The organism is Knoellia sp. Soil729, from assembly GCF_001427985.1.
Lineage (GTDB): Bacteria > Actinomycetota > Actinomycetes > Actinomycetales > Dermatophilaceae > Knoellia.
Genome location: NZ_LMSA01000002.1, coordinates 61,927 through 86,110, shown reverse-complemented (window position 1 = coordinate 86,110; position 24,184 = coordinate 61,927). Strand labels below are relative to the sequence as shown.

Genomic DNA, 24,184 nt, shown 5'->3' with positions numbered 1-24,184 from the left:
GAGCGCGGACAACAGTGATGACGAGCAACGAGGCCCGGTTCGAGCCGGGTCAGTTCGACCCTGACGCGCCCCCGGGAGGGCCCGACGACGGTCCCGTCGAGCCCCCGCAGGACGGGCCCTCGCGCGCTCGCTCGGCGGCGGGTGCAGCGGGGGCCGCGATCCGTGAGTTCGTCGTCGTCGTGGCGATGGCGCTCGCGCTGTCGTTCGTCGTCAAGACGTGGCTCATCCAGGCCTTCTACATCCCTTCGGGGTCGATGGAGGACACCCTGATCCTCAACGACCGCGTGGTCGTCAACAAGCTCGTCCCCGACGTCATGGACCTCGAGCACGGTGACGTCATCGTCTTCGAGGACCCGGGGGAGTGGCTCTCGTCGGTGCCCGCCGTGAGCCACGGCCCCGTGCGCGACGGCGTCGAGCGCGTGCTGACCTTCGTCGGGCTGCTGCCCAACACCTCCGACAACCACCTCATCAAGCGCGTCATCGGCCTGCCGGGCGACCACATCGTCTGCTGCGACGCCCAGGGCCACCTCACGGTCAACGGGGTGCCGATCACCGAGTCCTACATCAAGCCCGGTGACGTGCCGAGCTCCATCACCTTCGACATCACCGTCCCCGAGGGCAAGGTGTGGGTCATGGGCGACCACCGTGGTGACTCCGAGGACTCGCGCTTCCACGACCCGGCCGGCACCGGTGCCGAGGGTTCCGTGCCGATCGACCGGATCACCGGGCGGGCTGTCGCGATCGTCTGGCCCCTCGACCGGGCGGGCTGGCTGAGCCGGCCTGGGACCACGTTCGACAAGGTTCCCGCACCCGGCGCGGCCTCGCCTGCACCCTCCGGGTCGCCCTCCAGCAGTCCCTGAGACCTCCCTGACCTGCTGCACCACTGACCACTGCCACTGAACCCCACCGCTTGAGAGAGTCCGCACCACCGGCCATGCCCCCCGCACCCCGTTCCCGCAAGCCCAGCCTGCGCGTCGAGCGCGCCCTCCAGCGCGACGGCTACCGCCTCCTCGCCGGGATGGACGAGGTCGGGCGGGGTGCACTGGCCGGGCCGGTGTCGGTGGGTGTCGTCGTCATCGATGAGTCCTGCCGGTCCGCACCCCAGGGCGTGCGCGACTCGAAGCTGCTGCAGCCGCACGCCCGTGAGGTCATGGTCCCGCGGATCCGTCGGTGGGCCTTCGCGCACGCGGTGGGTCATGCGTCGCCGGCCGAGATCGACGCGATCGGCATCATCGCCGCCCTGCGACTCGCCGGCCGTCGCGCGCTGGCGGCGCTCGACGTCGTCCCCGACCTCGTGATCCTCGACGGCAACCACGACTGGCTCTCCGTGCCCGACGAGGTCGGACTGCTGGCGTTCGGCTCGAGCGAGGTCCACACCCCGCCCGTGACGACCATGATCAAGGCCGACCTCAGGTGCTCCTCGGTGGCGTCGGCCAGCGTCCTGGCCAAGGTGGAGCGCGACAGGATCATGGTCGAGCTGGCACCGGAGCACACGGCATACCGGTGGGACCTCAACAAGGGCTACTCCGCACCCGAGCACATCGAGGCCCTGCGAGCCTTCGGCCCGACGGTGCTGCACCGACGCTCGTGGCGGCTCCCGGGAACGATGGACGATGATGGAGGCTTCGCCGAGCAGGACGCGGCCTCGGCGATGCCACCACCACTGGTGTCGGTGACCTCCGACGCCCACGACGACGGAGCGGTGACGCATGAGCGCTGAGGACCTCGAGAAGTACGAGAGCGAGATGGAGCTCTCGCTCTACCGCGAGTACCGCGACGTCGTCGGGCTGTTCTCGCACGTCGTCGAGACCGAGCGCCGTTTCTATCTCTGCAACTCCGTCGACGTGAAGGTGCGCAGTGACGGAGGCGAGGTGTTCTTCGACGTGACCATGCAGGACGCCTGGGTCTGGGACATCTACCGTCCTGCCCGCTTCGCCAAGCAGGTGCGCGTCGTGACCTTCAAGGACGTCAACGTCGAGGAGCTGGCCAAGTCCGAGCTCGAGCTCCCCAAGGGTGATTTCTGACCTGCTGAGCACGTCCGGTCGTCCACAGGCGGTGGTCGGCGTCCCAGTCTGTCCACAGATCAACTGAGCCGCTGGCGACGGGCTCTCGCTCCGACCGATGCTCCTCGCATGGACGGACACGTGGACCTGGGCAGGTACGGCGAGGACCTCGCGGCGCGATACCTGCGCGATCGCGGCCTTCAGGTCCTCGAGCGCAACTGGAGGTGCCCCGAGGGCGAGATCGACCTCGTCGCCCTCGACGGGGACTGCCTCGTCGTCTGCGAGGTCAAGACCCGCCGCGGCACCGGCCTGGGTGACCCGCTCGAGGCCGTGACGTGGCGCAAGGCGCGCCGGCTGCGACGACTTGCCGCGGCCTACCTGCGCTCTCGTCCGAGCGCCGTGCCGCAGGTACGCATCGACGTCATCGGCATCCTGGCCGAGCCCGGACGCCGCCCCGTGCTGCGTCACGTCGTGGCGGTCGGCTCATGAGCGCCAAGCTCGGGCGGACGCTCTGCGTGGCCCTCAGCGGGCTCGAGGGCCGCCTCGTCGACGTCGAGGCCCACATCTCCTCACAGCTGCCGAACTTCAGCGTCACCGGCCTGCCCGACAAGGCGTGCGGCCAGGCGCCCGACCGCGTCCGGTCCGCTGCCGCGACCAGTGGTTGCCCCCTGCCGCCTCAACGCATCACGGTCAACCTCTCGCCGGCCTCGATCCCCAAGCAGGGCACCGGCTTCGACATCGCGATCGCCCTGGCGGTCCTGGCAGCGTCGGGGGCCGTCGACGCACGTCGCATCGCGCAGGTCGTGCACCTGGGCGAGCTGGGTCTCGACGGACGGGTGCGGGGCGTGCGGGGCATCCTGCCCGCTGTCCTGGCGGCGGCACGGGCCGGCGTGCGGCACGTGGTCGTCCCACCGGAGAACGTCGCCGAGGCGCAGCTCGTCGACGGCGTTACGGTGCACTGCGCGCCGACCCTGGCCACGCTGGTGCACTGGTATGCCGCCCGTGGTGGGGTCGACCCGTTGCCGGTCGCGGGTGCGGTGAGCGAGCAGGCCGAGGCGACGGCGCGTCGGGGCGACCTCGCCGACGTCGTCGGTCAGCCTGAGGCACGGCTGGCCGTCGAGATGGCGGCGGTCGGTGGGCACCACCTGCTGATGAACGGCCCACCCGGGGTCGGTAAGACCATGTTGGCGGAGCGCCTGGTGACGATCCTGCCTCCGCTCTCCCGGGAGCAGGCCCTGCAGACCCATGCGATCCGTTCGCTCACCGGGGACGAGATCCGGGCGAGCGAGCTCGACCTCACTCCGCCCTTCGTGGCGCCGCACCACAGCGCGTCCATGGCCTCGATCACCGGCGGTGGCTCGGGCGTCGTGCTGCCCGGAGCGATCTCCCGGGCGCACTGCGGCGTCCTGTTCCTGGACGAGGCCGGGGAGTTCAAGACCTCCGTGCTGCAGCAGCTGCGCCAACCGTTGGAGTCGGGGGAGGTGACGATCGCACGGGCCAAGCAGCTCGTCCGTTACCCGGCGCGCTTCCAGCTGGTCCTCGCGACGAACCCCTGTCCCTGCGGACGCGCGTGGGGCAAGGGCATCGACTGCATGTGCAGTGCGGTCGAGCTCCGCAGCTACCAGGCCAAGCTCTCAGGGCCGCTCATCGACCGGGTCGACATCCAGGTGGTCGTGCCGCCGGTGTCGCGGGCTGCGTTCGGCGACGAGGTGGGGGAGTCCAGCGAGGTGGTGCTCGAGCGCGTCCTGCGCGCCCGGGCTGTCCAGCGGGAGCGGTGGTCCAGGCATGGCTGGACGACGAACTCCCGCGTCCCGGGGCACGCCCTGCGGCGCCGGCCCTGGCGGCTGCCGAGCGGGGCCACGGCCTCCATCGACCGGGCGCTCGACCTGGGCCAGCTCACCCTGCGTGGCTACGACCGGACCGTGCGGCTCGCGTGGTCGGCAGCCGACCTGTTCGGCCGGGTCTCACCCACGGCCGAGGACGTCGGGCTGGCCTTCACGCTGCGCAGCCAGGGGAGGGCTGCAGCATGACCGCAAAACCAGCTCCGGAAGCTCCGGAGGAGTCGGGGCCCCGCGGAGTCGCGGCCCTCGCGCAGGAGCGGTGGGCGCGGATGGCCTGGAGCCGGATCGCCGAGCCCGAGACCGCGTCGGTGCGTGACTGGATCGGTCGGCACGGAGCCGTCGAGTCGATGGACCGCCTGCTGGGCGGGACGCTGGTGCCGGACGGGCGCTACGACCAGCGCGTCGCGGCACTCGACATCGACCAGGCCCGTCATGCCCTCGACCGGCTGCAGGTGAGAGTGGTCATCCCCGGCGACGAGGAGTGGCCGCTCGGCCTCGACCAGCTCGCGTGCCCGCCGATGTGCCTCTACGTGCGCGGTTCCGCCGATCTGGGCATCGCCGAGGGAAGCATCGCGGTGGTGGGCTCCCGCGCGGCGACGGCCTACGGGCTGAGGGTCGCTGCCGACCTGGGAGAGGGCCTCGTCCAGCGCGGCGTCACGGTCGTGTCCGGAGCAGCGTTCGGCATCGATGCGGCAGCCCACCGCGGGGCGCTCGCCGGAGGCGGGCCGACGATCGCCGTGCTGGCCAGGGGTCTCGACCGGGCCTACCCGCAGGCGCACGAGGGCCTGCTGCGTGAGATCGCCGCGGAGGGAGCGGTCGTCAGCGAGCTCCCCCCGGGCTGGGCTCCCTACCGACAGAGGTTCATCGCCCGCAACCGGCTCATCGCGGCCATGAGCGTGGGCACGGTGGTGGTGGAGGCCGGGCTGAGGTCAGGGTCGCTCAACACGGCCAAGGAGGCACGCAAGCTCGTGCGTCACGTCGCGGCCGTCCCGGGACCCGTCACCTCGGTGCAGTCCGCCGGGTGCCACAAGCTCCTCCGCGAGACCGACGCCACCCTGGTGACCGACGTCGCGGAGGTCCTGGACCTCATGGGCCGGCTCGGCATGGACGCAGTGGGACCAGCACGGGCGGTGGCCACCCTGGAGTCCGAGCTCGGCGACCGTGACCGCAGCGTGTGGTCCGCGGTGCCCGTCCGCGTCCCGGCAGACCTCGGCCGACTGCAGGAGCTGACCGCCCTGGACTCCGCCACGCTGCTCAGCACCCTGGGACGGCTCTCGATGCTCGGCATCGTCGAGCGGGTGGGGGAGCGGTGGCGCAAGGTCCCCAAGTCGCGATGGTGAGACCGGACCCGCCGGTCGGGTAGTTGATCGGGCACCTCCCCGATGAGACGGTGCGGGATGTGAGTGGCAGCCGACAGGACGTGGTCGACGCGTATGAGCGTCATCTCCGCCTGGAGCGCGGCCGCTCAGCGCACACCGTGCGCGCCTACCTCGCGGATCTCCGCGACTTCCTCGCCCACGTGGACGGGGAGGGGGGTGCGCACTCGAGTGGAGGCGCCGGCGGCGCGGTGACACCTCCGCCGGACACGGTGGCACGGCCCGAGACGCCGCTGCAGGACATCAGGCTGGCCGACCTCCGGGCCTGGCTGGGCGCCCTCGCCTCTGCCGGGGCTGCCCGTTCGACCGTCGCCCGGCGCTCGGCGGCGCTGCGCACGTTCTTCGGTTGGGCGACCCGTCAGGGACACGTGGACCTCGACCCCTCGTTGCGGCTCGTCGCGCCGAAGCGGCACCGCACCCTGCCCCCCGTGCTCGCCAAGGACGATGCAGTTGGCCTGCTCGACGTGGCGGCGGTCGCGGCGGACGACGACGACCCGGTGCACCTGCGGGACAGGGCGATCCTCGAGCTGCTCTATGCCACCGGCATTCGCGTGGGGGAGCTCACCGGCCTCGACATCGACGACGTGGACTTCGCCAGCACGGTCGTGCGGGTCATCGGCAAGGGCGACAAGGAACGCCGCGTTCCCTTCGGGGCACCGGCGAGCCGCGCCCTGCAGGAGTGGTTGGAGCGGGGACGTCCCCGCCTCGTCGCGTCCGGCTCCGGCCCAAGCCTGTTCCTCGGTCGCAGGGGGAGGCGCATCGATCCCAGGCAGGTGCGTACCCTCGTCCACGACATGCTGACCCACGTGCCCGATGCCCCCGATCTCGGCCCCCACGGGCTGCGGCACAGCGCGGCCACTCACCTCCTCGAGGGGGGAGCCGACCTGCGCATGGTGCAGGAGCTTCTCGGTCACGCATCTCTGGCCACGACCCAGATCTACACCCACGTCTCGATCGAGCGACTTGCCGCCTCCTACGCACAGGCGCACCCGCGTGCCTGACGACATCGACGTCCCCGACTGGGTGAGCGAGGTCCGCGCATCGCTCCCTGACCGCGACGACACCCGCGCCTCGCGCGGCAGTGACCGTCGTCGGCGTCTGCCGGGCGACGCCCCGCACCAGACGTCGACGCGAACCACTCCCCAACCGGTGGAGATGGTCCCTCCCTCCCCGCCCGTGGAGCCGGGGGCAGGCCCACGACGTCGTGTGAGCAGGGGCCGCTCGGGAACCACCTCCGCCCTGACCTTCGCCCGTCGACGTATCGTGACGGCCCTCGTGCTGACGACCGCGCTCGCTCTGCTCCTGTGGTCGTTCTGGCCGAGCCAGGACTCGAGCTCGCCCTCCCGGGACACGGCCGACCTCACTGCGACCGCCCTGCGGGAGAAGAGCGACCCGGAGCCCGCTGCCGAGGACATTGCCTCGATGCCGACGACGACACCTCGTGCCGGCAACACCCCGGTGGCGCAGTCGGGCACCGGCAAGGTGACCCCTGTCAGTCTTCCCGCCATCGCGCCCCCGACGCTCAACCCGAACCGCACCGTGACGATCGGCCTCGAGGTCGAGGGTGGCACGGGCATCGACGTGGACGAGGCTGCCTCCGTCATCTCGGCGACGCTCGGGGACGAACGCGGGTGGCAGACGCTCGACAAGGTCAGGTTCCGTGCGGCCTCGGCTGCAGACGTCAAGGCCGGCGACGTGGACCTCACGATCGTCCTCGCCAGCCCCGACCTCACCGATGAGCTCTGCGCGCCGCTTCGGACCCGGGGCGAGGTGTCGTGCTTCAACCTGCGCAAGGTGGTGCTCAACGTGCGTCGCTGGTCGCAGGGAGTGTCGGGATATGCCGGCAACCTTCCGGCCTATCGCCAGTACATGGTCAACCACGAGGTCGGGCACGGGCTCTACCACGGACACGTCGAGTGCCCCGGCAAGGGCGAGATCGCCCCCGTCATGCTCCAGCAGAGCAAGGGCCTGGACGGGTGTGCCCAGAACCCCTGGCCCACCGCCGGCTGACCCGCAGGGTCACGACCCGGCCTCCAGGGGCAGGAGGATCACCGGGCCGCCGCCGAGCAGCGGCCGGGGGTCGGTGTAGCCCTCGCCGCGCCGCGCGCCCAGGTGCAGGCACACGGAGCCGCAGTGGGTGCGTCCCACCACGGTGCCGATGACCTGCCCGGCCACCACCGTCGAGCCGGTGTCCGCGGACCCCCGGACCGGCTCGTAGGTGCTGCGCAGGCCAGACGCATGGGTGACGCTCACGGTGCCCCGGCCGGCGACGACGCCCACGTGGGTCACCACGCCGGCGTCGACGGAGAGCACCTCCTGGCCCTGAGCCGCCGCCACGTCGATGCCGCGATGTCCTGCGCCATAGGTGGAGCGGGGCGCGACGTAGGGCGCGAGCACGCTCGGTCGAGGTGTCAGCGGCCAGGACCAGGTCCGGTGCAGCGCAGCCGGGTCCACGACGGCCGCCGAACGAGCAGGCTCGGAAACGGAGCCGGGGACGGGCAGCCCCGCTCCCGGGAGCAGGCTGCCCACCGCGCTGAGCGCCAGGAGGAGACGACGGTAGGACGTACGCATGGGCATGTGGCGAGCCTGTGGCGCTGACCCCGACGGGCGCCAGCCTCCTCCGACGATCTGTGGACGAGCGAGAAGCGGGCCGGACGCTGTGGACGATCAGGCGCGCAGCGTCGAGAGCCTCGCCGCGGCCTCGCGCAGCACCGCGTCCTGCTTGCAGAACGCAAACCTCACGAGCGTTCGCGCCGCGTCGACGTCGTCGTGGAACACCGACACCGGCACCCCTGCGACCCCGACCCGGGCGGGCAGCTCACGGCAGAATGCCAAGGCGTCCGTGGCGCCGAGGGGAGCGACGTCTGCCACGACGAAGTACGTCCCTGACGGCACGGACACGTCAAGGCCGATGCCCTGCAAGGCCTCGACCAGGACGTCGCGCTTGCCCTGCAACGAACGCGACAGACCGGCATACACCTCGTCCCCGAGACCCAGGCCGAGTGCCACCGCAGGCTGGAACGGGCCGGACGCGACATAGGTGAGGAACTGCTTCACCGTGCGCACAGCCGCGACGGCCTGCGCCGGACCGCTGACCCAGCCCACCTTCCAGCCGGTGGTCGAGAAGGTCTTGCCCGCCGAGGAGATCGTCAGCGTCCGCTCGCGCATCCCGGGCAGGCTGGCGACCGGCAGATGGCTCAGCCCGTCGAAGACGAGGTGCTCGTAGACCTCGTCGGTGACCACCCACGCGTCGTGCTCGCGGGCCAGCGCGCAGATCAGCTCGAGCTCGGCACGGGTGAAGACCTTGCCCGTCGGGTTGTGCGGGGTGTTGAGCAGCACGAGCCGGGTCCGTGGCGAGAACGCCGCACGCAGCGACTCCTCGTCGACGGCGAAGTCGGGGAAGCGCAGCACCGACGTCCGGCGCACCGCTCCCGCGAGGGCGATCGACGCGGCATACGAGTCGTAGTAGGGCTCGAAGGTGACCACCTCGTCGCCCGTCTCGCACAGCGCGAGGATCGTCGCGGCGATGGCCTCCGTCGCACCGACCGTCACGAGGACCTCGCTGCGCGGGTCGAGGCCGATGCCATAGAAACGCTTCTGGTGGGCGGCGATCGCGTCGAGCAGCTCCGGGACGCCGGCGCCAGGTGGGTACTGGTTGCGGCCGCCGTCGATCGCCGCCTTCGCCGCGTCGAGGATCTCCTGCGGCCCGTCGGTGTCAGGGAAGCCCTGGCCGAGGTTGAGCGCGCCGTGCTCGTTGGCCAGCGCGGTCATCTCGGCGAAGATCGTCGACCCGAAGCCCTGCATCCGTTGCACCAGAGGCGAATCCATGTCTGCAGGCTACGCGTCGAGTCTCGGTCCTAGGCTCGGCGTCATGACCGACGGTTCCGAGCTGCTCGAGGCGATGCGGACCGCCCTTCGTTCGGGCGCGAACCCGGAGCGCGCGATCGGACAGCAGCGCTACATGAAGAGCGAGATGCCCTTCCTCGGCGTGACCTCGCCGCAACGCCGCGCGCTCCTGGCGCCGCTGCTGGCCGACCCGGCCCTGCGGATCGACTCCCGTTCCGCCTGGGAACGCTCGATCCGCGAGCTGTGGGACGGTGCCGAGTTCCGGGAGGACCGGTATGCCGCACTGGCCCTGCTCCGCCACCGCACCTACCGCTCGTGGCGCGACCCCGACGTCATGCCGCTCGTCGAACACATCGTCGTCACGGGTGCGTGGTGGGACTACGTCGACGAGGTGGGCAACGTGGTGGGCGAGGTGGTGCTGCTCGACCCCGAGGGGGAGGGACGGCGGATGAGGGCGTGGTCGGAGCGTGAGGACCTCTGGCTGCGACGCTCAGCGATCCTCAGCCAGCTGCGCCACGGGGACCGGACCGACACCAGCCTCCTCGAGGACGTCATCGAGCCCAACCTCGACGACCGTGAGTTCTTCATCCGCAAGGCCATCGGGTGGGCGCTGCGCCAGTACGCCCGGACAGACCCGCAGTGGGTGCGCACCTTCGTCGCGGAGCACGGCGAGCGACTGTCGGCGCTGAGCCGGCGCGAGGCCCTCAAGCACCTGTGAGCCGCTGGCGCGACCGCCACTCAGGCTGATGACCGCTACTCCCATGCGAGCGCCGGTCACCACGGCGGGCGCCGGTCGCGCGAGCGGCGCAGAACGTCAGTCCGACGACGCCAGCATCGTCGGCCAGGCCCAGTGGCCCGAGCAGGGCTTCCGGGACGACGCCGATGGGCGTGACCAGGTAGAAGCCGGCAAGGCCCAGGGCCACCAGCCACGCGGCAGAATCCGGTTGCGCCACATCAGGAGTGCAACCACGACCAGGAACAGGCCCAGCAGCACGGCGATGGCGATCAACACCGTCCGGATCACGTCATCCATGATCCGGGTGTCCCTTGAGGTCAGGGTCGTCGTCGCCGGCGTGCGCGATGGAGCCGAGCTGGCGCCAGACGAGGGCGAGGATGAGCGCCGTGCCCACGAAGGCGAACCAGAACGGTGCGGTCAGTCCCCAGTGCTCGGCGATCGGGCCGCCGATCGCCTGCCCGATGACCAGACCGAGGAAGAGCCCCGTCATGTAGACACTGCCGACCCGTCCCTGGTACGCCGTGGGCACGGCCCGCTGGCGGACCGTGTTGCTCACGGTTCCCCAGGTGAAGGCGTAGGCACCGAAGACGGTCATGATGATGATGGCCACCCAGCCGGTGGTGGCCAGCGCCAGGGCGAGGTGGGTCACGACCTCCGCGAGCAGGCAGACCTTCATCAGGGTCGCCAATGAGAAGCGAGGCGAGAGCCGGTCGAAGTTCGTCGTGGCCAGCACGCCTCCGACGGCGCTCGCGGTGGTGAGGAGGCCGAAGCCCACGGCGCCCATGTGCAGGTGGTCCAGCGAGTAGAGGACCAACACCGACCACGCCGCACCCCACGTGATGTTGAAGGTGAGGATGACCAGCGCCAGGGTGCGCATCGCCGCGTGGTGGCGCACCCAGCGCAGCCCGTCGACGATGTCGGCCCGCACGTGGGTGTCGACGGCTCCGCGCACGCCACCACGGGGGAGCTCCATGCGGCTCACCAGCCCGATGGCCACCACGACGAGCAGGACCTGCGTGACGAACGGCCAGACCATGCCGGCGGCGAAGAGGAACGCACCCACCGGCGGCCCGACCAGCTGGTTGGCGGTGAGGAAGCCGGCCTGGAGCCGGACCTGTCCGGTGCGCAGGTCGTCGCGCCGGACCACCATGGGGAGCAACGTCCCGGTCGTGGAGTCCGCGAAGACCTCGCACACGCCGTAGACGAACATCGTCGCGAGGACGATGCCGATGGACACCTGGTCGCTGACGATGAACCCGCACAGGGCCACGACGACGAGCACGCGCAGGGCGTTGGCGACGATGATGATGCGCTTGCGGTCCAGCCGGTCGGCGATCGCTCCCGCCCACAGCCCGAGCAGCAGCCACGGCAGCCGCTGCAGCAGGGCGGCCATCGCGACGAGCGTCGGGCTGCGGGTCTGCGAGGCCACGAGGAGCGGCCCCGCCGCGAGGGCGATGCCGTCGCCGATGTTGCTCGACCACGACGCCGACATGAGCCAGCGGAACGGCGTGCCGAGACGGGTCGGCGCGAGAGCTTCCCCGAGGCGTGACACGAGAGGTGAGGCTACGCGGCACATGAGCCGGACGTTCGCCTCGTGTGCCTGAGGCAGGCACATACGTCTGCGTGGGGCACACGAGGCGAGGGGAGCGGCGGCGGATTTCTCGGTATGCCGTCCCCGCGCGTACGATGAGCGCTGGTTCTCGTGTGCTCGCACCCGGGATCCAAATTCGCGCGACTCACGACCGCTGACTGGATCACCACGAAGCGGGGCGCACCACGACAGTCCTTGTGCCAGCTCCACTGGAGCACACGGCATACGGCGTGGTCCGTCGAGTCGCCAGGCAGGCAGTGCACGACCCGTGCTCCGCCGACGCAACTGAGAACCCAGCACAAGGAGAACACCGGCATGGCCGTTGTCACCATGCGCCAGCTCCTCGAGAGCGGCGTCCACTTCGGGCACCAGACCCGACGTTGGAACCCGAAGATGAAGCGCTTCATCATGACCGAGCGCAACGGGATCTACATCATCGACCTGCAGCAGTCGGTGACCTACATCAACAACGCGTACGAGTTCGTCCGCGAGACCGTTGCCCACGGCGGAAGCATCCTCTTCGTCGGCACCAAGAAGCAGGCCCAGGAGCCCATCGCCGAGCAGGCGACGCGCGTCGGCATGCCCTACGTCAACCACCGCTGGCTCGGTGGCATGCTCACCAACTTCCAGACGATCTCCAAGCGTCTGACCCGTCTCGTCGAGCTCGACGAGATCGACTTCGAGGACGTCGCCGGCTCCTCGCACACCAAGAAGGAGCTCCTGCTCCTCAAGCGTGAGCGCGACAAGCTCGACAAGACCCTCGGTGGCATCCGCGGCATGGCCAAGGTCCCGTCCGCCGTGTGGATCGTCGACACCAAGAAGGAGCACCTCGCCGTTGACGAGGCTCGCAAGCTCGGCCTGCCGGTCATCGCGATCCTCGACACCAACTGCGACCCCGACGAGGTCGACTACAAGATCCCGGGCAACGACGACGCCATCCGCTCCGTCACCCTGCTGACGCGGGTCATCGCCGACGCCGTCGCCGAGGGCCTCATCTCGCGCTCCGGTGGCAACGCCGCCGCCGACGCCGAGGGTGCTGGCGACGAGCCCCTGCCCGAGTGGGAGCGCGAGCTCCTCGGTGGCGACGCCGAGGCGACCGCCGAGGCCGTTGCCCCCGCCGCTGGCGAGACCGCTGCAGCCGACGCTGCCGAGGCTGCTCCGGCCGAGGCACCTGCCGAGGCGCCCCTCGAGGCACCTGTGGCTGACACTGCCGAGGTCACCGAGGCCGAGGCTCCCGTCGAGGCTGCCCCGGTCGAGGCAGAGGCTGCTCCGGCCGAGCAGGCCTGAGCCACCCTCTGCTCCACCTCCTCTCTGCCCGTCTTCGTTAGAGAAAGAAGCGCACACACATATGGCGAACTACACCGCCGCTGACATCAAGGCGCTCCGTGAGTCCACGGGTGCCGGCATGCTCGACGTCAAGAAGGCTCTCGACGAGGCCGACGGCGACCAGGCCAAGGCCACCGAGATCCTGCGGGTCAAGGGCCTCAAGGGCGTGACCAAGCGTGAGGGTCGCACCACCTCCAACGGCTTGGTCATCGCCAGGGCCGAGGGTGGCGTCGGCACGCTCGTCGAGGTCCTCTGCGAGACCGACTTCGTCGCCAAGGGTGAGAAGTTCATCGCCCTCGCCGAGAAGGTCTTCACGCAGGCCGTCGAGACCAAGGCTGCCTCGGCGGACGAGCTCCTCGACAGCACCTTCGCCGACGGCCAGTCGGTCAAGGAGCTGCTCGACGCGTCCAACGCGACGATCGGCGAGAAGATCGAGGTCAAGCGGGTTGCCCGCATCCAGGCGCCCGTGGTCGCTGCATACCAGCACAAGACCAGCCCTGACCTCCCGGCCCAGATCGGCGTCCTCGTGGCGACCGAGGGTGGCGACGAGCAGGTTGCGCGTGACGTCGCGATGCACATCGCCGCGTTCAGCCCCACCGTGCTCACGCGTGACGAGGTCGACGCCGAGACGGTCGAGAACGAGCGTCGCGTCGCCGAGGCCACGGCCAAGGAGGAGGGCAAGCCCGAGGCTGCGCTCCCCAAGATCGTCGAGGGTCGCGTCAACGGCTACTTCAAGGAGAACGTCCTGCTCGAGCAGCCGTTCGCCAAGGAGCCGAAGAAGACCGTTGCCAAGGTGCTCGAGGAGGCCGGCGCCACGGCGACGTCCTTCGCGCGCTTCCGCGTCGGTGGCTGACCGACGGGTCTGAAAGCCGCGCAACAGCGCATCCGGTATGCCGTCCGCTCACGAGAGCGGGCGGCATACCTGCGTCTGCGGGCACCTTCTCGCGCTTGCGTCCGCGGATGCGGTCGCTGGGGCAGCCCCATCCGCGGACGCAACGAGTGGCTTCGGGGTGCCGCGAGTGCCAACCCGAGGGCTGTCGTCGCGCTCGCAGTGTGCGAGGATTCGGGCACCGCCAGCAGACACAGCCGAGGAGGCACGGTGACCACTGACGTCCAGACGCAGCTCGCTCCCACCCGGACCGGGCGACGACCTCGACGAGTACTTCTCAAGCTCAGCGGAGAGGTCTTCGGTGGCGGCAACGTCGGCGTCGACCCCGACGTCGTGCGCGGCATCGCCCGCCAGCTGGCCGAGGCCATCCGTGGTGGCAGCCAGGTCGCGATCGTCGTCGGCGGTGGCAACTTCTTCCGCGGGGCCGAGCTGCAGCAGAAGGGCATGGAGCGCTCGCGCGCCGACTACATCGGCATGCTCGGCACGGTGATGAACTGCCTGGCGCTGCAGGACTTCCTCGAGAAGGAAGGCATCGATACACGCGTGCAGACGGCCATCGCGATGGGCCAGGTCGCCGAGCCCTACATCCCGCGCCGCGCCATCCGCCACCTCGAGAAGGGGCGCGCCGTGATCTTCGGCGCCGGCGCTGGCATGCCCTACTTCTCCACCGACACGGTCAGCGCCCAGCGTGCGCTCGAGTGCCAGTGCGACATCGTGCTCATGTCCAAGAGCGGTGTCGACGGGGTCTACGACTCGGACCCGCGCACCAACCCCGACGCCCGCAAGCTCGACACCCTGACCTACTCGGAGGCGCTCCAGAAGGGCCTCAAGGTGGTCGACGCGGCCGCGTTCAGCCTCTGCATGGAGAACGGCCTGCCCATGATGGTCTTCGGCATGGAGGGCGAGGGCAACATCACCCGGGCCATCCAGGGCGAGCGCATCGGCACGCTCGTCACGGCCTGACGCAGGCAGCACCTCGGCCGGCCGGCATTGTTTGACAGACTGAACCCTGACGCACCACTTTCCGGCGCGGCATACCGAAGGAGACGGGACCCCATGATCGACGACACCATGCTCGAGGCCGAGGAAAAGATGGAGAAGGCCGTCGAGGTGGCCAAGGACAACTTTGCGGGCATCCGCACCGGACGGGCCCACCCCAGCATGTTCAACAAGGTCGTCGTCGACTACTACGGCGCGCCCACGCCGCTTCAGCAGCTGGCGTCCTTCCAGACGCCCGAGGCGCGCACGATCCTCATCTCCCCGTTCGACAAGGGCGCGATGACCAACATCGAGAAGGCACTGCGCGACGCCGACCTCGGGGTGAACCCCTCCAACGACGGCAACATCATCCGGTGCATCCTCCCGCAGCTCACCGAGGAGCGCCGCAAGGAGTACATCAAGATGGCCCGCAACCAGGCCGAGGACGCCAAGGTCGCGATCCGCAACATCCGTCGCACGGCCAAGGAGAGCATCGAGAAGCTCGTCAAGGACGGCGACATCGGCGAGGACGAGGGTTCGCGCGCCGAGAAGGACCTCGAGTCCACGACGAAGAAGTACGTCGACACCATCGACGAGGTGCTCAAGGGCAAGGAGACCGAGCTGCTCGAGGTCTGACCTTGAGTGGACGTCCCCGAGATGAGCGACTTCTCCGCGACTGAGGACCCGCGGGCCACCCCAACCGCGCCAACCGCCGCGCCGCCCACCACCTCCACGGCCGCGACGGCCCCGGACGCGAGCCCGGTGCCCGGGGCAGGGTCCAAGGCGCCAAAGGCCGGACGCAACCTGCCCGCAGCCATCGGCGTCGGCGTGGGGCTCGCCGTCCTCGTCATTGCGTCGTTGGCCTTCCGCCGTGACGCCTTCCTCCTCGTCCTCGTCGGGGCGATGGGGGTCGGTGCCTGGGAGATGCGGCGGGCGTTGCGCCAGGCAGGGCTCGACGTGCCGCTCGTGCCCGTCGTCCTGGGGGCTGTCTCCATGGTGCTCGCCGCGTTCTACCGCGGACCCGAAGCCCTCGTCCTCACGTTCGGCCTCACGTGCGTCGGCATCCTCATCTGGCGGGTCGCCGATGGGCTGGAGGGCGCCATCGGCGACATCGGGGGAGCCTTCCTCGTCGCTCTCTACCCGTGCTTCCTCGGGGGGTTCGCCGCTCTCCTGTTGGCCCCCGACGACGGCCACCTGAGGATCGTCTTCTTCATCCTCGTGACCGTCGCGTCGGACATCGGCGGCTATGCCTTCGGGGTCTTCCTGGGCAAGCACCCGATGGCGCCGTCCCTGTCGCCCAAGAAGTCCTGGGAGGGCTTCGCTGGTTCGGCCTTCACCTGTGCGGTCGTCGGCGCGCTGGCGCTTGCCCTGCTGCTCGACGGCACGTGGTGGATGGGCCTGGTCATCGGGGTCGTCGTCGCGGCGGCGGCCACGGTCGGTGACCTCATCGAGTCGAGCATCAAGCGCGACCTCGGCGTCAAGGACATGGGCACCCTGCTCCCCGGCCACGGTGGCCTCATGGACCGCCTGGACTCCCTCGTGGTGTGCATCCCCGTGGTGTGGGCCCTGCTCCTGTGGGCTCATCCCTGAGCCCACACCCCGAGAGGTGCGAGGCGGGCGCGGTGCAGTGAGAGAATGGGCCTCGATGACTTCTCTTCCTGAGCCCAAGGTCGGCCCGCCAGTCCCCGGGCAGCTGACGTTCACCGCGCCCCGGCGTGGCAAGCCGCCGCGCCACCTCGCCGACCTCTCTCCGACCGAACGCAAGGCGGCCGTCGAGGAGCTCGGACACAAGGGCTTCCGGGCCAAGCAGCTGTCGACCCACTACTTCGAGCGCCTGGTCGAGTCTCCCGAGGACATGACCGACCTCCCCAAGGACGTGCGCGACCAGCTCGTCGCCGACCTCATGCCCACGCTGCTCACGCCCGTGCGCACGCTCGAGGCGGACCGCGGCGCGACGCTCAAGTCGGTCTGGCGCCTGCACGACGGTGCCCTCGTCGAGTCGGTGCTCATGCGCTACCCGCGCCGGGTGACCATCTGCATCTCGAGCCAGGCCGGCTGCGGCATGAACTGCCCGTTCTGCGCCACCGGCCAGGCCGGGCTCACCCGCAACATGTCCGCGGCCGAGATCGTCGAGCAGGTCGTCGACGCCAACCGCAAGCTGCGCCACGGGGCCCTCCCGGCGCTCGGTGCCACCCACCCGGCCGAGGCCGGCCTCGGCGACGAGAGCGAACAGGACGAGCAGGACGAGCCGGCCGAGGCGTCGGACGGTTCGAAGGGTGCCGGCCCCCAGCGCGTGAGCAACGTGGTCTTCATGGGCATGGGCGAGGCCCTGGCCAACTACAAGGCGGCGATCGGTGCGATCCGCCGCCTCACCGACCCCGCACCCAATGGCCTCGGCATGAGCGCTCGGGGCATCACGATGTCCACGGTCGGCCTCGTGCCCGCCATCGACAAGCTCGCCGCCGAGGGCATCCCCATCACCCTCGCCCTCAGCCTCCACGCCCCGGACGACGAGCTGCGCGACGAGCTCGTGCCGATCAACACGCGATGGAAGGTCGACGAGGCCCTCGACGCCGCCTACCGCTACTACGAGGCGACCGGCCGGCGGGTGAGCATCGAGTACGCCCTCATCAAGGACATCAACGACCAGGCGTGGCGCGCCGACCTCCTCGGCAAGAAGCTCACGTCGCGCGGCAAGGGCTGGGTCCACGTCAACCCGATCCCGCTCAACCCGACGCCCGGCTCGAAGTGGACGGCGTCCCGCCACGGCGTCGAGCAGCAGTTCGTCGAGCGGTTGCGGGCCCACGGCATCCCGACGACGGTGCGCGACACCCGGGGGTCCGACATCGACGGCGCCTGCGGCCAGCTCGCTGCCGCGACCGCCTGACCTCCCGCACCCGACACCCCGGGCGTATGCCGTCCGCCCGCCTCCGTTGGCGACGCACCATGGCGTTCTCGCTCCTCCAGGGCGTCATGGGGGCATGGCTCGACGGGAACGACAGGCATGGGCGGGACCTGCAGGTCGGGAGCAGCCCACCTGCCCAGCTCGTCCCGGACGCCCGAGCCACCCAGCCGCCAGCGACTACCCTGACCTCATGCGCCTGCGTCTCACCGTGGTCGGCCTCGTGGCCGCCCTCAGCCTCTCCGCCTGCGGCGGGACGCTGCCCGACAACCTCCGCGGCGGGGACTCGCACGGTGCCTCAGGCCACGCCGCGTCGCCCTCGGCCACTGCAGGCAAGAGCAAGCCCGCCCCTGCCGACGAGCCGCTGCGTGCCGGCGAGCGCTTCCAGGAGCTCACGATGCCGGCGAAGTACACGCCCAAGGCGCCCTTCGGCTCGGGGACCGACGACTACCGCTGCTTCCTCGTCGACCCGAAGTTCGCGCAGGACATGATCGTCAGCGGCGTCCAGTTCCAGCCCCAGAACCCCGCGGTCGTCCACCACGTCATCCTCTACAAGGTCGACCCGGCCAACGTCGGTGCGGCTCAGGCCAAGGATGCGGCTGAGCCCGGTGAGGGCTGGACCTGCTTCGGGGGCAGCGGCATCAACGCGGGGCCGGGCGCACAGCTCAACAACGACGAGTGGGTCTCGGCGTGGGCGCCGGGCGGGGGCGAGCGTGTGCTGGGCGACGACATCGGCATCCCGCTGCCCAAGGGGTCGCAGGTCGTGATGCAGGTCCACTACAACCTCTTGGCCGGCGGTGGCGCTGACCAGAGCTCGGCCCGCCTGCGGCTCAGCCCCGCGAGTGCTGGCAAGAAGACTCCGCTCGAGACGATGCTGCTCCCGGCCCCGGTCGAGCTTCCCTGCCGCAAGGGCACTCCCGGTGAGCTGTGCGCGCGCACGCCGGCGGTGGCCGACATCCGCCAGCGCTTCGGGGAGCAGGTCGCGACAGCCGACCTCCTGCACCTGCTCTGCGGTGGGCTCGAGCCGGGACCGACGCAGTCGTGCACGCGTCCCGTGAGGGAGCCCGGACTGATCCGCGCCGTCGCCGGTCACATGCACCTGCTCGGCAAGTCCATCACCGTCGACGTCAACAAGGGCACGCCCCAGGCCAAGCGTGTCCTCGACATCCCCGTCTGGAACTTCGACGACCAGGGCGCGGTGCCGCTCAAGAAGCCCGTGGCGGTCCAGAAGGGTGACAAGGTCACGGTGACCTGCACGCACGACCAGGCCTTGCGTGACGTCCTGCCGGCCTACAAGGGCATCCCCGAGCGCTACGTCGCCTGGGGCGAGGGCACGACCGACGAGATGTGCCTGGGCATCGTGCTGTTCACCCGCGCGAGCTGATCACGAGCTCGGCAGCCTCCTCGACCGTGTCGACGAGGTGCACCGCGTTGGCCAGACCCCGGTCACGCCCGAGGGCCTCGACGGCCGGCCACACCGGCACCTCACGGGTCCAGTGATCCGTTCCGACAAGCACGAGCGGCGCGAGCGGGAACTCCACCTCCGCGTAGTACAGGGGAGTGATCGACTGGAAGATCTCCTGCACCGTGCCGGCGGCGCCGTGCAGGACGATGAGGCCCGCGGTCGACCGGGCGAGGAGCCCGTCCTCGCGCAGCGCGTTGCTGAAGTACTTCGCGATGCCGTTGCAGAACACGTTGGGCGGCTCATGACCGTAGAACCACGTCGGGAGACCGATCGACCGGACCCGGCTGTCCGGCAACGGAACCCGGATCAAGTCGTCATAGACCGCCAGGGCCGAGCCGGCCCACTCGCCGACGGAGGGGTGGAACGACGGTATGCCGGCCAGTCGCCCCAGTGCCTCGGTCACCGCCTGCTCCGACGGGCACAGTGCGCCGAGGTTCGCGGCCTCCATCGCCCCTGGGCCACCACCGGTGGCGACGACCAGTCCTGCCTCGGCGAGCCGGTGCCCGAGACGGGCTGCTCCGGCATACTCCTCGCTGTCGCGCGTCAGGGCGTGGCCGCCCATGACACCCACGACCGGTGAGGCGCCGACGAACTCGGTGAGGGCGTCGTTCACCGAGTCGTCGTGGATCGCGCGCAGCAGCGTGACGAACACGTCGCGGTGCGCGACGGCCTCGCGTGCCCACGTGTAGGCGCGGGCGTCGGGAGTGTGGTCGTAGCCGTACGTGGCCAGACCGGCATACAGCTCGTGCGGCTGGTAGAGGCTGGCCCGGTAGGGGTTGACCGGTGCGTGAGGGTCGGTGGGGAAGACGAGGGCACCGTGGAGGCGCAGGTGCTCGTCGAGCTCGGGGGAGAGCCGCCCGCCGAGGACGACGAGGCCCTCGAGGTCGGTGCGGGCGAGGAGCCGGTCCTCGTGGCGGGTGAGGTCGAGGTCCTGCAGCCTCAACCCGGCGAGCGAGTCACCGCTGCTCAGGGCTGCCCCGAGGTCGCGCAGGTTCTCGATCTCGTTCACGTCGCCATCCTGCCAAGGCCGACGGGGGCACGGGGTGGCTATGGTCGAGTCATGGCTCCAGCGACCCAGAAGTCCGTGCTCTCCTCGGTGCCCACCCAGCTGTTCATCGGCGGGAGGTGGGTCGACTCCAGCAGCTCGACGACGTTCCCCGTCGAGGACCCGGCGACGGGGTCGGTCCTCGCCCATGTGGCCAACGGGACCATCCCCGACGGGACGGCCGCCCTGGACGCAGCGGTTGCGGCACAGGCGGACTGGGCCGCGACTCCGCCGCGCGAGCGCGGTGAGATCCTGCGGCGGGCCTTCGAGCTCATCACGGAGCGCACGGAGGAGTTCGCCCTCCTCATGACGCTCGAGATGGGCAAGCCGCTCGCCGAGTCGCGCGGAGAGGTCGCCTATGCCGCGGAGTTCTTCCGCTGGTTCAGCGAGGAGGCCGTGCGCATCCACGGCCGGTATGCCGTCAATCCCGCCGGCGGGTCACGTCTCCTGACGCTGCAGCGGCCGGTGGGTCCGACGTTCATGATCACCCCGTGGAACTTCCCCCTCGCCATGGGGACGCGCAAGATCGGGCCGGCCGTGGCGGCGGGCTGCACCATGGTGGTCAAGCCGGCGCACGAGACGCCCCTGTCGATGCTCGCCCTCGCCGCCGTCCTCGAGGAGGCCGGCCTGCCCGCAGGGGTGCTCAACGTGGTCACGACGACCGACACGGCGACCGTGTCCGAGCCGATCATCCGCGACCCCCGCCTGCGCAAGCTGACCTTCACCGGGTCGACCGCCGTGGGCCGCAAGCTCGTCGAGCAGTCGGCCGAGCATCTGCTGCGTGTGTCGATGGAGCTCGGTGGCAATGCCCCGTTCCTCGTCTTCGCCGACGCCGACGTCGACGCCGCGGTGGAAGGGGCGATGCTCGCCAAGATGCGCAACATCGGCGAGGCGTGCACCTCGGCGAACCGGTTCCTGGTCCATGAGTCCGTGGCCGACGAGTTCGGCCAGGCCCTGGCCCGGCGCATGGGTGCGCTCACCCTCGGCAAGGGCACCAAGAAGGGCGTCGAGGTCGGTCCGCTCATCACCGACAAGGCGCGAGACGGCGTCCACGAGCTGGTGCGTGAGGCTGTCGAGCAGGGCGCGCAGGTCCTCACCGGTGGCGAGAAGGTTGCCGGTCGAGGACACTTCTACGCCCCGACGGTGCTGGTCGACGTCCCGGCGCGGGCCCGCGTGCTCACCCAGGAGATCTTCGGCCCGGTCGCACCCATCACGACGTTCGGCGACGAGGCCGAGGCGATCCGGGTCGCGAACTCCACCGAGTACGGCCTCGTCGCCTACGCCTACACGCGCGACCACGCCCGGGTACTGCGCCTCAGCGAGGGGCTCGAGTTCGGGATGGTCGGCATCAACACCGGCATCGTCTCCAACGCCGCGGCACCCTTCGGTGGCGTCAAGCAGTCGGGCTTCGGCCGGGAGGGTGGCTTCGAGGGCATCCACGAGTACCTCGAGACGGCCTACATCTCGCTCAACCCCTGACGGGCACGGGCACAATGGCGCACGTGTCCAGACCCGTCACCGGAGCACGCTCCTCCCTCACCTGGCTCGCCCCATTGCTGGTCATCGCGCTCGTCGCTGGTGCGTGGTGGCTGGCGACCCGCGACAGCTCGACGGGTTCGGCAGCGAACCCCGGCACCCGGGCGACGGCGACCGCGGGACAGGACCGGACGGCATACCCGAGTGGTTCGGTTGCGAACACGCCCGACTCGGGACTGGACACCGTGGCCGAGTCGAAGCTGCCCAAGGAGGCCCGCGCCGTGCTGCAGCTGATCCGGGCAGGCGGGCCCTACAGGTACGACCAGGACGACAAGACCTTCCAGAACAGGGAGGGCACCCTGCCGCCGCAGAAGAAGGGCTACTACCGCGAGTACACCGTCGAGACACCGGGATCGAACGACCGGGGCGCTCGCCGCATCATCGGGGGCCGCGAGGGTGACCGCTACTACACGGACGACCACTACGACAGCTTCCGCCAGATCCAGGAGGGCACGTGATGCGGGTTATTGGTGACAAGGTCGACCTCGCCGGGCTCCTCGCCGACGCTGTCGAGGAGGGCCGCCAGGTGCAGGTGGTCCGGGGCCGCGCGACGAAGCAGGCGACCCTCGAGGCGTTCTCGCAGGAGCTGAACTTCCCCGAGTGGTTCGGCATGAACCTCGACGCCCTCGCCGACTGCCTCGACACGCTCGCCCGGGAGAGCGAGGGGGAGTGGGAGATCGTCTGGGACGGTGTCGCCGACCTGCGCCGCGAGGACCCACGGGCCGCGAGCGGCATCGAGGGCATCCTGCGTGAGATCGACGAGGAGTTCCCGCGCGTCCACGTCACCCTGATCGACCGCTGACGTCGCGCCTGGCAGCCAGCGTCGGGGCGGACCCGGGCACCCGGAGCACTGCACCGACGCTGGCAGGATGGGCGGTGTGACGACACCCAGCGAGACCGTAGTGACCCTCTCCGCGATCATGGGCGCCACCGAGGTCAACCTCCTCGGCAACGTCCACGGGGGCACGCTCATGAAGGCGGTCGACAACGTCGCGGGGGTGGTCGCCAACCGCTATGCGGGAGGCCCGGCCGTGACCGCAGCGATGGACGAGATGAGCTTCCTCACGCCCGTGCGCGTCGGCGACATCCTCCACACGAGTGCACAGCTCAACTGGGCCGGCCGCTCCTCGATGGAGATCGGCGTACGCGTCGAGGCTGACCGCTGGGACTCCATCACCGAGCGCGTCCACGTCTCCAGTGCCTACCTGGTCTTCGTCGCGGTGGACGCCGACGGCAAGCCCAAGTCCATCCCGGCGCTCGACCTCCAGACTCCCGACGAGAGGCGGCGCTTCCGCGAGGCCGAGATCCGGCGCCAGCACCGCCTCGCCATGCGCGCCGCCATCGAGGCCTCCCGGGCACCCGAGCAGAGCGAGACCGAGGTGCAGGCATGACCGCACGCACCGTTGCCCTCATCGGCTCCACCGGGTCGATCGGCACCCAGGCGCTCGACGTCATCGGCCGCAACCGTGACCGCTTCATCGTCGTCGCCCTCTCCGCGGGCAGCAACATCGACCTCGTCGCCCGCCAGGCGGTCGACTTCGAGGTCCCCCTCGTCGCCATGGCGTCCGGCTCGGCCGACGACGTGCGCTCCGCGATCGCGGCGTATGCCGCGAGCCCGGGGCGCGGGTCCCACGCCCTGCGTGGGCCGGCATACGCACCGCAGATCGTGGTCGGGGACGAAGCGGCCGAGACGGCCGCAGGGGTCGGTGCCGATGTCGTCCTCAACGGCATCACCGGCTCCATCGGGCTGCGTCCCACCCTCGCTGCCCTCGCGGCCGGCTCCACGCTCGCGCTCGCCAACAAGGAGTCACTCATCATCGGTGGCGAGCTGGTCAAGCGCGCTGCCGGACCGGACCAGCTGGTGCCGGTCGACTCCGAACACAGCGCCATCGCACAGTCACTGCGTGGCGGGCGCGCCGAGGAGGTGCGCCGGCTGGTCGTCACGGCCAGCGGCGGACCGTTCCGTGGCCGCACACGCGCCGAGCTGGCGGACGTCACCCCCGAGCAGGCGCTCGCGCACCCCAACTTCTCGATGGGGCGGGTCATCACGACGAACTCCGCGACCCTGGTCAACAAGGGGCTCGAGGTCATCGAGGCGCACCTGCTCTTCGACATCCCCTACGACCGCATCGACGTCGTGGTCCACCCGCAGCAGCAGATCCACTCGATGGTCGAGTTCCGTGACGGATCCACGATCGCCCAGCTCGGACCACCGCGGATGCTCGTGCCGATCGCCCTGGGACTGTCGTGGCCCGAGCGCCTCGACGACGTCGACGTGCCGTGCGACTGGACCAGGGCGCAGTCCTGGCAGTTCGAGCCGCTGGACGACGAGGCGTTCCCGGCGGTGCGACTGGCCCGGCAGGTGGGGGAGGCCGGTGGGACGTTCCCAGCCGTCTACAACGCCGCCAACGAGGTCGCGGTGGACGCCTTCCATGAGGGCCGCATCGGCTTCGTCGACATCGTCGACTCCGTGAAGCGTGTGGTCGATGTCCATGCCGACGCGCATACTGGGAGTGATTTCGACGCGTCAACCGTTGAGGGAGTGCTCGGCGCTGACGCATGGGCCCGGGGGCAGGCCGCTGCCGAGCTGGGTCTGTCAGCCTTCGAGCCCCAGACGCCAAGACCGCGACACACCGAGGTGCACTGACTC

Annotated in this window: 27 protein-coding genes; 21 read left to right on the top strand and 6 right to left on the bottom strand. The window is 70.4% G+C overall.

Annotated features, from left to right (window positions below; genetic code table 11):
* Nucleotides 1–17: 17 nt before the first annotated feature.
* From lepB to ASG74_RS05275, 8 genes are all read left to right on the top strand, one after another.
* The gene (gene lepB, locus ASG74_RS05310) at nt 18–860 is read left to right on the top strand and encodes a signal peptidase I (RefSeq protein ID WP_056139826.1); all 843 of its coding nucleotides are present in this window, start codon (nt 18–20) and stop codon (nt 858–860) included.
* Nucleotides 861–934: 74 nt separating this feature from the next.
* Complete coding sequence (locus ASG74_RS05305) at nt 935–1,720, top strand: ribonuclease HII (protein ID WP_056139823.1); 786 nt, start codon at nt 935–937, stop codon at nt 1,718–1,720.
* Nucleotides 1,710–2,024: a DUF2469 domain-containing protein gene (locus ASG74_RS05300; RefSeq protein WP_009778240.1), complete on the top strand. Its 315-nt coding sequence runs from the start codon at nt 1,710–1,712 to the stop codon at nt 2,022–2,024. The genes ASG74_RS05305 and ASG74_RS05300 overlap by 11 nt, the downstream gene beginning before the upstream one ends.
* A 108-nt stretch (nt 2,025–2,132) precedes the next feature.
* On the top strand, nt 2,133–2,492 hold the full coding sequence (locus ASG74_RS05295; protein ID WP_056139820.1) for a YraN family protein: 360 nt from the start codon (nt 2,133–2,135) through the stop codon (nt 2,490–2,492).
* The gene (locus ASG74_RS05290) at nt 2,489–4,033 is read left to right on the top strand and encodes a YifB family Mg chelatase-like AAA ATPase (RefSeq protein ID WP_056139817.1); all 1,545 of its coding nucleotides are present in this window, start codon (nt 2,489–2,491) and stop codon (nt 4,031–4,033) included. Before ASG74_RS05295 ends, ASG74_RS05290 begins: the two co-directional genes overlap by 4 nt.
* The gene (gene dprA / locus ASG74_RS05285) at nt 4,030–5,184 is read left to right on the top strand and encodes a DNA-processing protein DprA (protein WP_082569540.1); all 1,155 of its coding nucleotides are present in this window, start codon (nt 4,030–4,032) and stop codon (nt 5,182–5,184) included. Before ASG74_RS05290 ends, dprA begins: the two co-directional genes overlap by 4 nt.
* Nucleotides 5,185–5,243: 59 nt before the next feature.
* Nucleotides 5,244–6,221 (top strand): tyrosine recombinase XerC, encoded by a 978-nt coding sequence (locus ASG74_RS05280; protein WP_056139810.1) that lies wholly within the window; start codon nt 5,244–5,246, stop codon nt 6,219–6,221.
* Nucleotides 6,214–7,230 carry a DUF3152 domain-containing protein gene (locus ASG74_RS05275; protein WP_056139808.1) on the top strand — a complete coding sequence of 339 codons (1,017 nt, stop codon included), beginning with the start codon at nt 6,214–6,216 and terminating at the stop codon, nt 7,228–7,230. The genes ASG74_RS05280 and ASG74_RS05275 overlap by 8 nt, the downstream gene beginning before the upstream one ends.
* Nucleotides 7,231–7,239: 9 nt before the next feature.
* Here ASG74_RS05275 and ASG74_RS05270 read toward each other — a convergent pair whose 3' ends face one another.
* Nucleotides 7,240–7,797, bottom strand: a complete 558-nt coding sequence (locus ASG74_RS05270; protein WP_235498830.1) for a murein hydrolase activator EnvC family protein — start codon at nt 7,795–7,797, stop codon at nt 7,240–7,242.
* Nucleotides 7,798–7,887: 90 nt separating this feature from the next.
* Nucleotides 7,888–9,048 (bottom strand): pyridoxal phosphate-dependent aminotransferase, encoded by a 1,161-nt coding sequence (locus ASG74_RS05265; RefSeq protein ID WP_056139805.1) that lies wholly within the window; start codon nt 9,046–9,048, stop codon nt 7,888–7,890.
* A gap of 43 nt (nt 9,049–9,091) precedes the next feature.
* Between ASG74_RS05265 and ASG74_RS05260 the strand changes: the two genes are divergently transcribed.
* Complete coding sequence (locus ASG74_RS05260) at nt 9,092–9,784, top strand: DNA alkylation repair protein (protein ID WP_056139802.1); 693 nt, start codon at nt 9,092–9,094, stop codon at nt 9,782–9,784.
* Here ASG74_RS05260 and ASG74_RS16865 read toward each other — a convergent pair.
* Genes ASG74_RS16865 through ASG74_RS05250 form a run of 3 tightly spaced genes read right to left on the bottom strand, consistent with a single transcriptional unit; the run spans nt 9,771 to nt 11,354 of the window.
* On the bottom strand, nt 9,771–9,950 hold the full coding sequence (locus tag ASG74_RS16865) for a hypothetical protein (protein ID WP_235498908.1): 180 nt from the start codon (nt 9,948–9,950) through the stop codon (nt 9,771–9,773). The genes ASG74_RS05260 and ASG74_RS16865 overlap by 14 nt on opposite strands.
* A complete protein-coding gene (locus ASG74_RS17590) occupies nt 9,881–10,099 on the bottom strand; it encodes a hypothetical protein (protein ID WP_056139799.1) in 219 nt (72 codons plus the stop codon). The genes ASG74_RS16865 and ASG74_RS17590 overlap by 70 nt, the downstream gene beginning before the upstream one ends.
* The gene (locus tag ASG74_RS05250) at nt 10,092–11,354 is read right to left on the bottom strand and encodes an MFS transporter (RefSeq protein WP_235498829.1); all 1,263 of its coding nucleotides are present in this window, start codon (nt 11,352–11,354) and stop codon (nt 10,092–10,094) included. The genes ASG74_RS17590 and ASG74_RS05250 overlap by 8 nt, the downstream gene beginning before the upstream one ends.
* 354 nt (nt 11,355–11,708) lie before the next feature.
* On the opposite strand from ASG74_RS05250, the gene rpsB reads away from it, so the two are divergent.
* The 7 genes from rpsB (at nt 11,709) to ASG74_RS05215 (ending at nt 18,872) form a co-directional block, all read left to right on the top strand.
* A complete protein-coding gene (gene rpsB / locus ASG74_RS05245; RefSeq protein WP_056139792.1) occupies nt 11,709–12,680 on the top strand; it encodes a 30S ribosomal protein S2 in 972 nt (323 codons plus the stop codon).
* A 61-nt stretch (nt 12,681–12,741) separates the two neighbouring features.
* On the top strand, nt 12,742–13,572 hold the full coding sequence (tsf, locus tag ASG74_RS05240; protein ID WP_056139789.1) for a translation elongation factor Ts: 831 nt from the start codon (nt 12,742–12,744) through the stop codon (nt 13,570–13,572).
* 246 nt (nt 13,573–13,818) lie between these two features.
* The gene (gene pyrH / locus ASG74_RS05235) at nt 13,819–14,571 is read left to right on the top strand and encodes a UMP kinase (protein WP_056139788.1); all 753 of its coding nucleotides are present in this window, start codon (nt 13,819–13,821) and stop codon (nt 14,569–14,571) included.
* Nucleotides 14,572–14,664: 93 nt separating this feature from the next.
* Complete coding sequence (gene frr, locus ASG74_RS05230; protein ID WP_056139783.1) at nt 14,665–15,222, top strand: ribosome recycling factor; 558 nt, start codon at nt 14,665–14,667, stop codon at nt 15,220–15,222.
* A 21-nt stretch (nt 15,223–15,243) separates the two neighbouring features.
* Nucleotides 15,244–16,176, top strand: coding sequence for a phosphatidate cytidylyltransferase (locus ASG74_RS05225; protein WP_082569678.1), 933 nt, complete (start codon nt 15,244–15,246; stop codon nt 16,174–16,176).
* Nucleotides 16,177–16,231: 55 nt separating this feature from the next.
* The gene (gene rlmN / locus ASG74_RS05220) at nt 16,232–17,473 is read left to right on the top strand and encodes a 23S rRNA (adenine(2503)-C(2))-methyltransferase RlmN (protein WP_056139780.1); all 1,242 of its coding nucleotides are present in this window, start codon (nt 16,232–16,234) and stop codon (nt 17,471–17,473) included.
* 208 nt (nt 17,474–17,681) lie between these two features.
* On the top strand, nt 17,682–18,872 hold the full coding sequence (locus ASG74_RS05215) for a monooxygenase (RefSeq protein WP_056139776.1): 1,191 nt from the start codon (nt 17,682–17,684) through the stop codon (nt 18,870–18,872).
* Here the strand turns inward: ASG74_RS05215 and ASG74_RS05210 are convergent.
* Nucleotides 18,856–19,962 carry an LOG family protein gene (locus ASG74_RS05210; RefSeq protein WP_056139773.1) on the bottom strand — a complete coding sequence of 369 codons (1,107 nt, stop codon included), beginning with the start codon at nt 19,960–19,962 and terminating at the stop codon, nt 18,856–18,858. The two genes, ASG74_RS05215 and ASG74_RS05210, sit on opposite strands and share 17 nt — an antisense overlap.
* A 51-nt stretch (nt 19,963–20,013) precedes the next feature.
* Between ASG74_RS05210 and ASG74_RS05205 the strand changes: the two genes are divergently transcribed.
* The 5 genes from ASG74_RS05205 to dxr all read left to right on the top strand — a co-directional run bounded on the left by ASG74_RS05205 (nt 20,014) and on the right by dxr (nt 24,181).
* Nucleotides 20,014–21,477, top strand: coding sequence for an NAD-dependent succinate-semialdehyde dehydrogenase (locus ASG74_RS05205; protein ID WP_056139770.1), 1,464 nt, complete (start codon nt 20,014–20,016; stop codon nt 21,475–21,477).
* Nucleotides 21,478–21,491: 14 nt separating this feature from the next.
* Nucleotides 21,492–21,992, top strand: coding sequence for a ribonuclease domain-containing protein (locus ASG74_RS05200; RefSeq protein WP_056139767.1), 501 nt, complete (start codon nt 21,492–21,494; stop codon nt 21,990–21,992).
* Complete coding sequence (locus ASG74_RS05195; RefSeq protein ID WP_056143173.1) at nt 21,992–22,336, top strand: barstar family protein; 345 nt, start codon at nt 21,992–21,994, stop codon at nt 22,334–22,336. Before ASG74_RS05200 ends, ASG74_RS05195 begins: the two co-directional genes overlap by 1 nt.
* Before the next feature lie 76 nt (nt 22,337–22,412).
* Nucleotides 22,413–22,925: an acyl-CoA thioesterase gene (locus tag ASG74_RS05190; RefSeq protein ID WP_235498828.1), complete on the top strand. Its 513-nt coding sequence runs from the start codon at nt 22,413–22,415 to the stop codon at nt 22,923–22,925.
* The gene (dxr, locus tag ASG74_RS05185) at nt 22,922–24,181 is read left to right on the top strand and encodes a 1-deoxy-D-xylulose-5-phosphate reductoisomerase (protein ID WP_056139752.1); all 1,260 of its coding nucleotides are present in this window, start codon (nt 22,922–22,924) and stop codon (nt 24,179–24,181) included. Before ASG74_RS05190 ends, dxr begins: the two co-directional genes overlap by 4 nt.
* The last annotated feature ends 3 nt before the right edge of the window (nt 24,182–24,184 follow it).

Bases quoted from the DNA above. Each gene is read 5' to 3' on its own strand.
- lepB (WP_056139826.1), top strand. From the start codon at position 18: ATGACGAGCAACGAGGCCCGGTTCGAGCCGGGTCAGTTCGACCCTGAC.
- ASG74_RS05305 (WP_056139823.1), top strand. From the start codon at position 935: ATGCCCCCCGCACCCCGTTCCCGCAAGCCCAGCCTGCGCGTCGAGCGC.
- ASG74_RS05300 (WP_009778240.1), top strand. From the start codon at position 1,710: ATGAGCGCTGAGGACCTCGAGAAGTACGAGAGCGAGATGGAGCTCTCG.
- ASG74_RS05295 (WP_056139820.1), top strand. From the start codon at position 2,133: ATGGACGGACACGTGGACCTGGGCAGGTACGGCGAGGACCTCGCGGCG.
- ASG74_RS05290 (WP_056139817.1), top strand. From the start codon at position 2,489: ATGAGCGCCAAGCTCGGGCGGACGCTCTGCGTGGCCCTCAGCGGGCTC.
- dprA (WP_082569540.1), top strand. From the start codon at position 4,030: ATGACCGCAAAACCAGCTCCGGAAGCTCCGGAGGAGTCGGGGCCCCGC.
- ASG74_RS05270 (WP_235498830.1), bottom strand. From the start codon at position 7,797: ATGCCCATGCGTACGTCCTACCGTCGTCTCCTCCTGGCGCTCAGCGCG.
- ASG74_RS05265 (WP_056139805.1), bottom strand. From the start codon at position 9,048: ATGGATTCGCCTCTGGTGCAACGGATGCAGGGCTTCGGGTCGACGATC.
- ASG74_RS05260 (WP_056139802.1), top strand. From the start codon at position 9,092: ATGACCGACGGTTCCGAGCTGCTCGAGGCGATGCGGACCGCCCTTCGT.
- ASG74_RS17590 (WP_056139799.1), bottom strand. From the start codon at position 10,099: ATGGATGACGTGATCCGGACGGTGTTGATCGCCATCGCCGTGCTGCTG.
- rpsB (WP_056139792.1), top strand. From the start codon at position 11,709: ATGGCCGTTGTCACCATGCGCCAGCTCCTCGAGAGCGGCGTCCACTTC.
- tsf (WP_056139789.1), top strand. From the start codon at position 12,742: ATGGCGAACTACACCGCCGCTGACATCAAGGCGCTCCGTGAGTCCACG.
- frr (WP_056139783.1), top strand. From the start codon at position 14,665: ATGATCGACGACACCATGCTCGAGGCCGAGGAAAAGATGGAGAAGGCC.
- ASG74_RS05225 (WP_082569678.1), top strand. From the start codon at position 15,244: ATGAGCGACTTCTCCGCGACTGAGGACCCGCGGGCCACCCCAACCGCG.
- rlmN (WP_056139780.1), top strand. From the start codon at position 16,232: ATGACTTCTCTTCCTGAGCCCAAGGTCGGCCCGCCAGTCCCCGGGCAG.
- ASG74_RS05215 (WP_056139776.1), top strand. From the start codon at position 17,682: ATGCGCCTGCGTCTCACCGTGGTCGGCCTCGTGGCCGCCCTCAGCCTC.
- ASG74_RS05205 (WP_056139770.1), top strand. From the start codon at position 20,014: ATGGCTCCAGCGACCCAGAAGTCCGTGCTCTCCTCGGTGCCCACCCAG.
- ASG74_RS05200 (WP_056139767.1), top strand. From the start codon at position 21,492: ATGGCGCACGTGTCCAGACCCGTCACCGGAGCACGCTCCTCCCTCACC.
- ASG74_RS05195 (WP_056143173.1), top strand. From the start codon at position 21,992: ATGCGGGTTATTGGTGACAAGGTCGACCTCGCCGGGCTCCTCGCCGAC.
- dxr (WP_056139752.1), top strand. From the start codon at position 22,922: ATGACCGCACGCACCGTTGCCCTCATCGGCTCCACCGGGTCGATCGGC.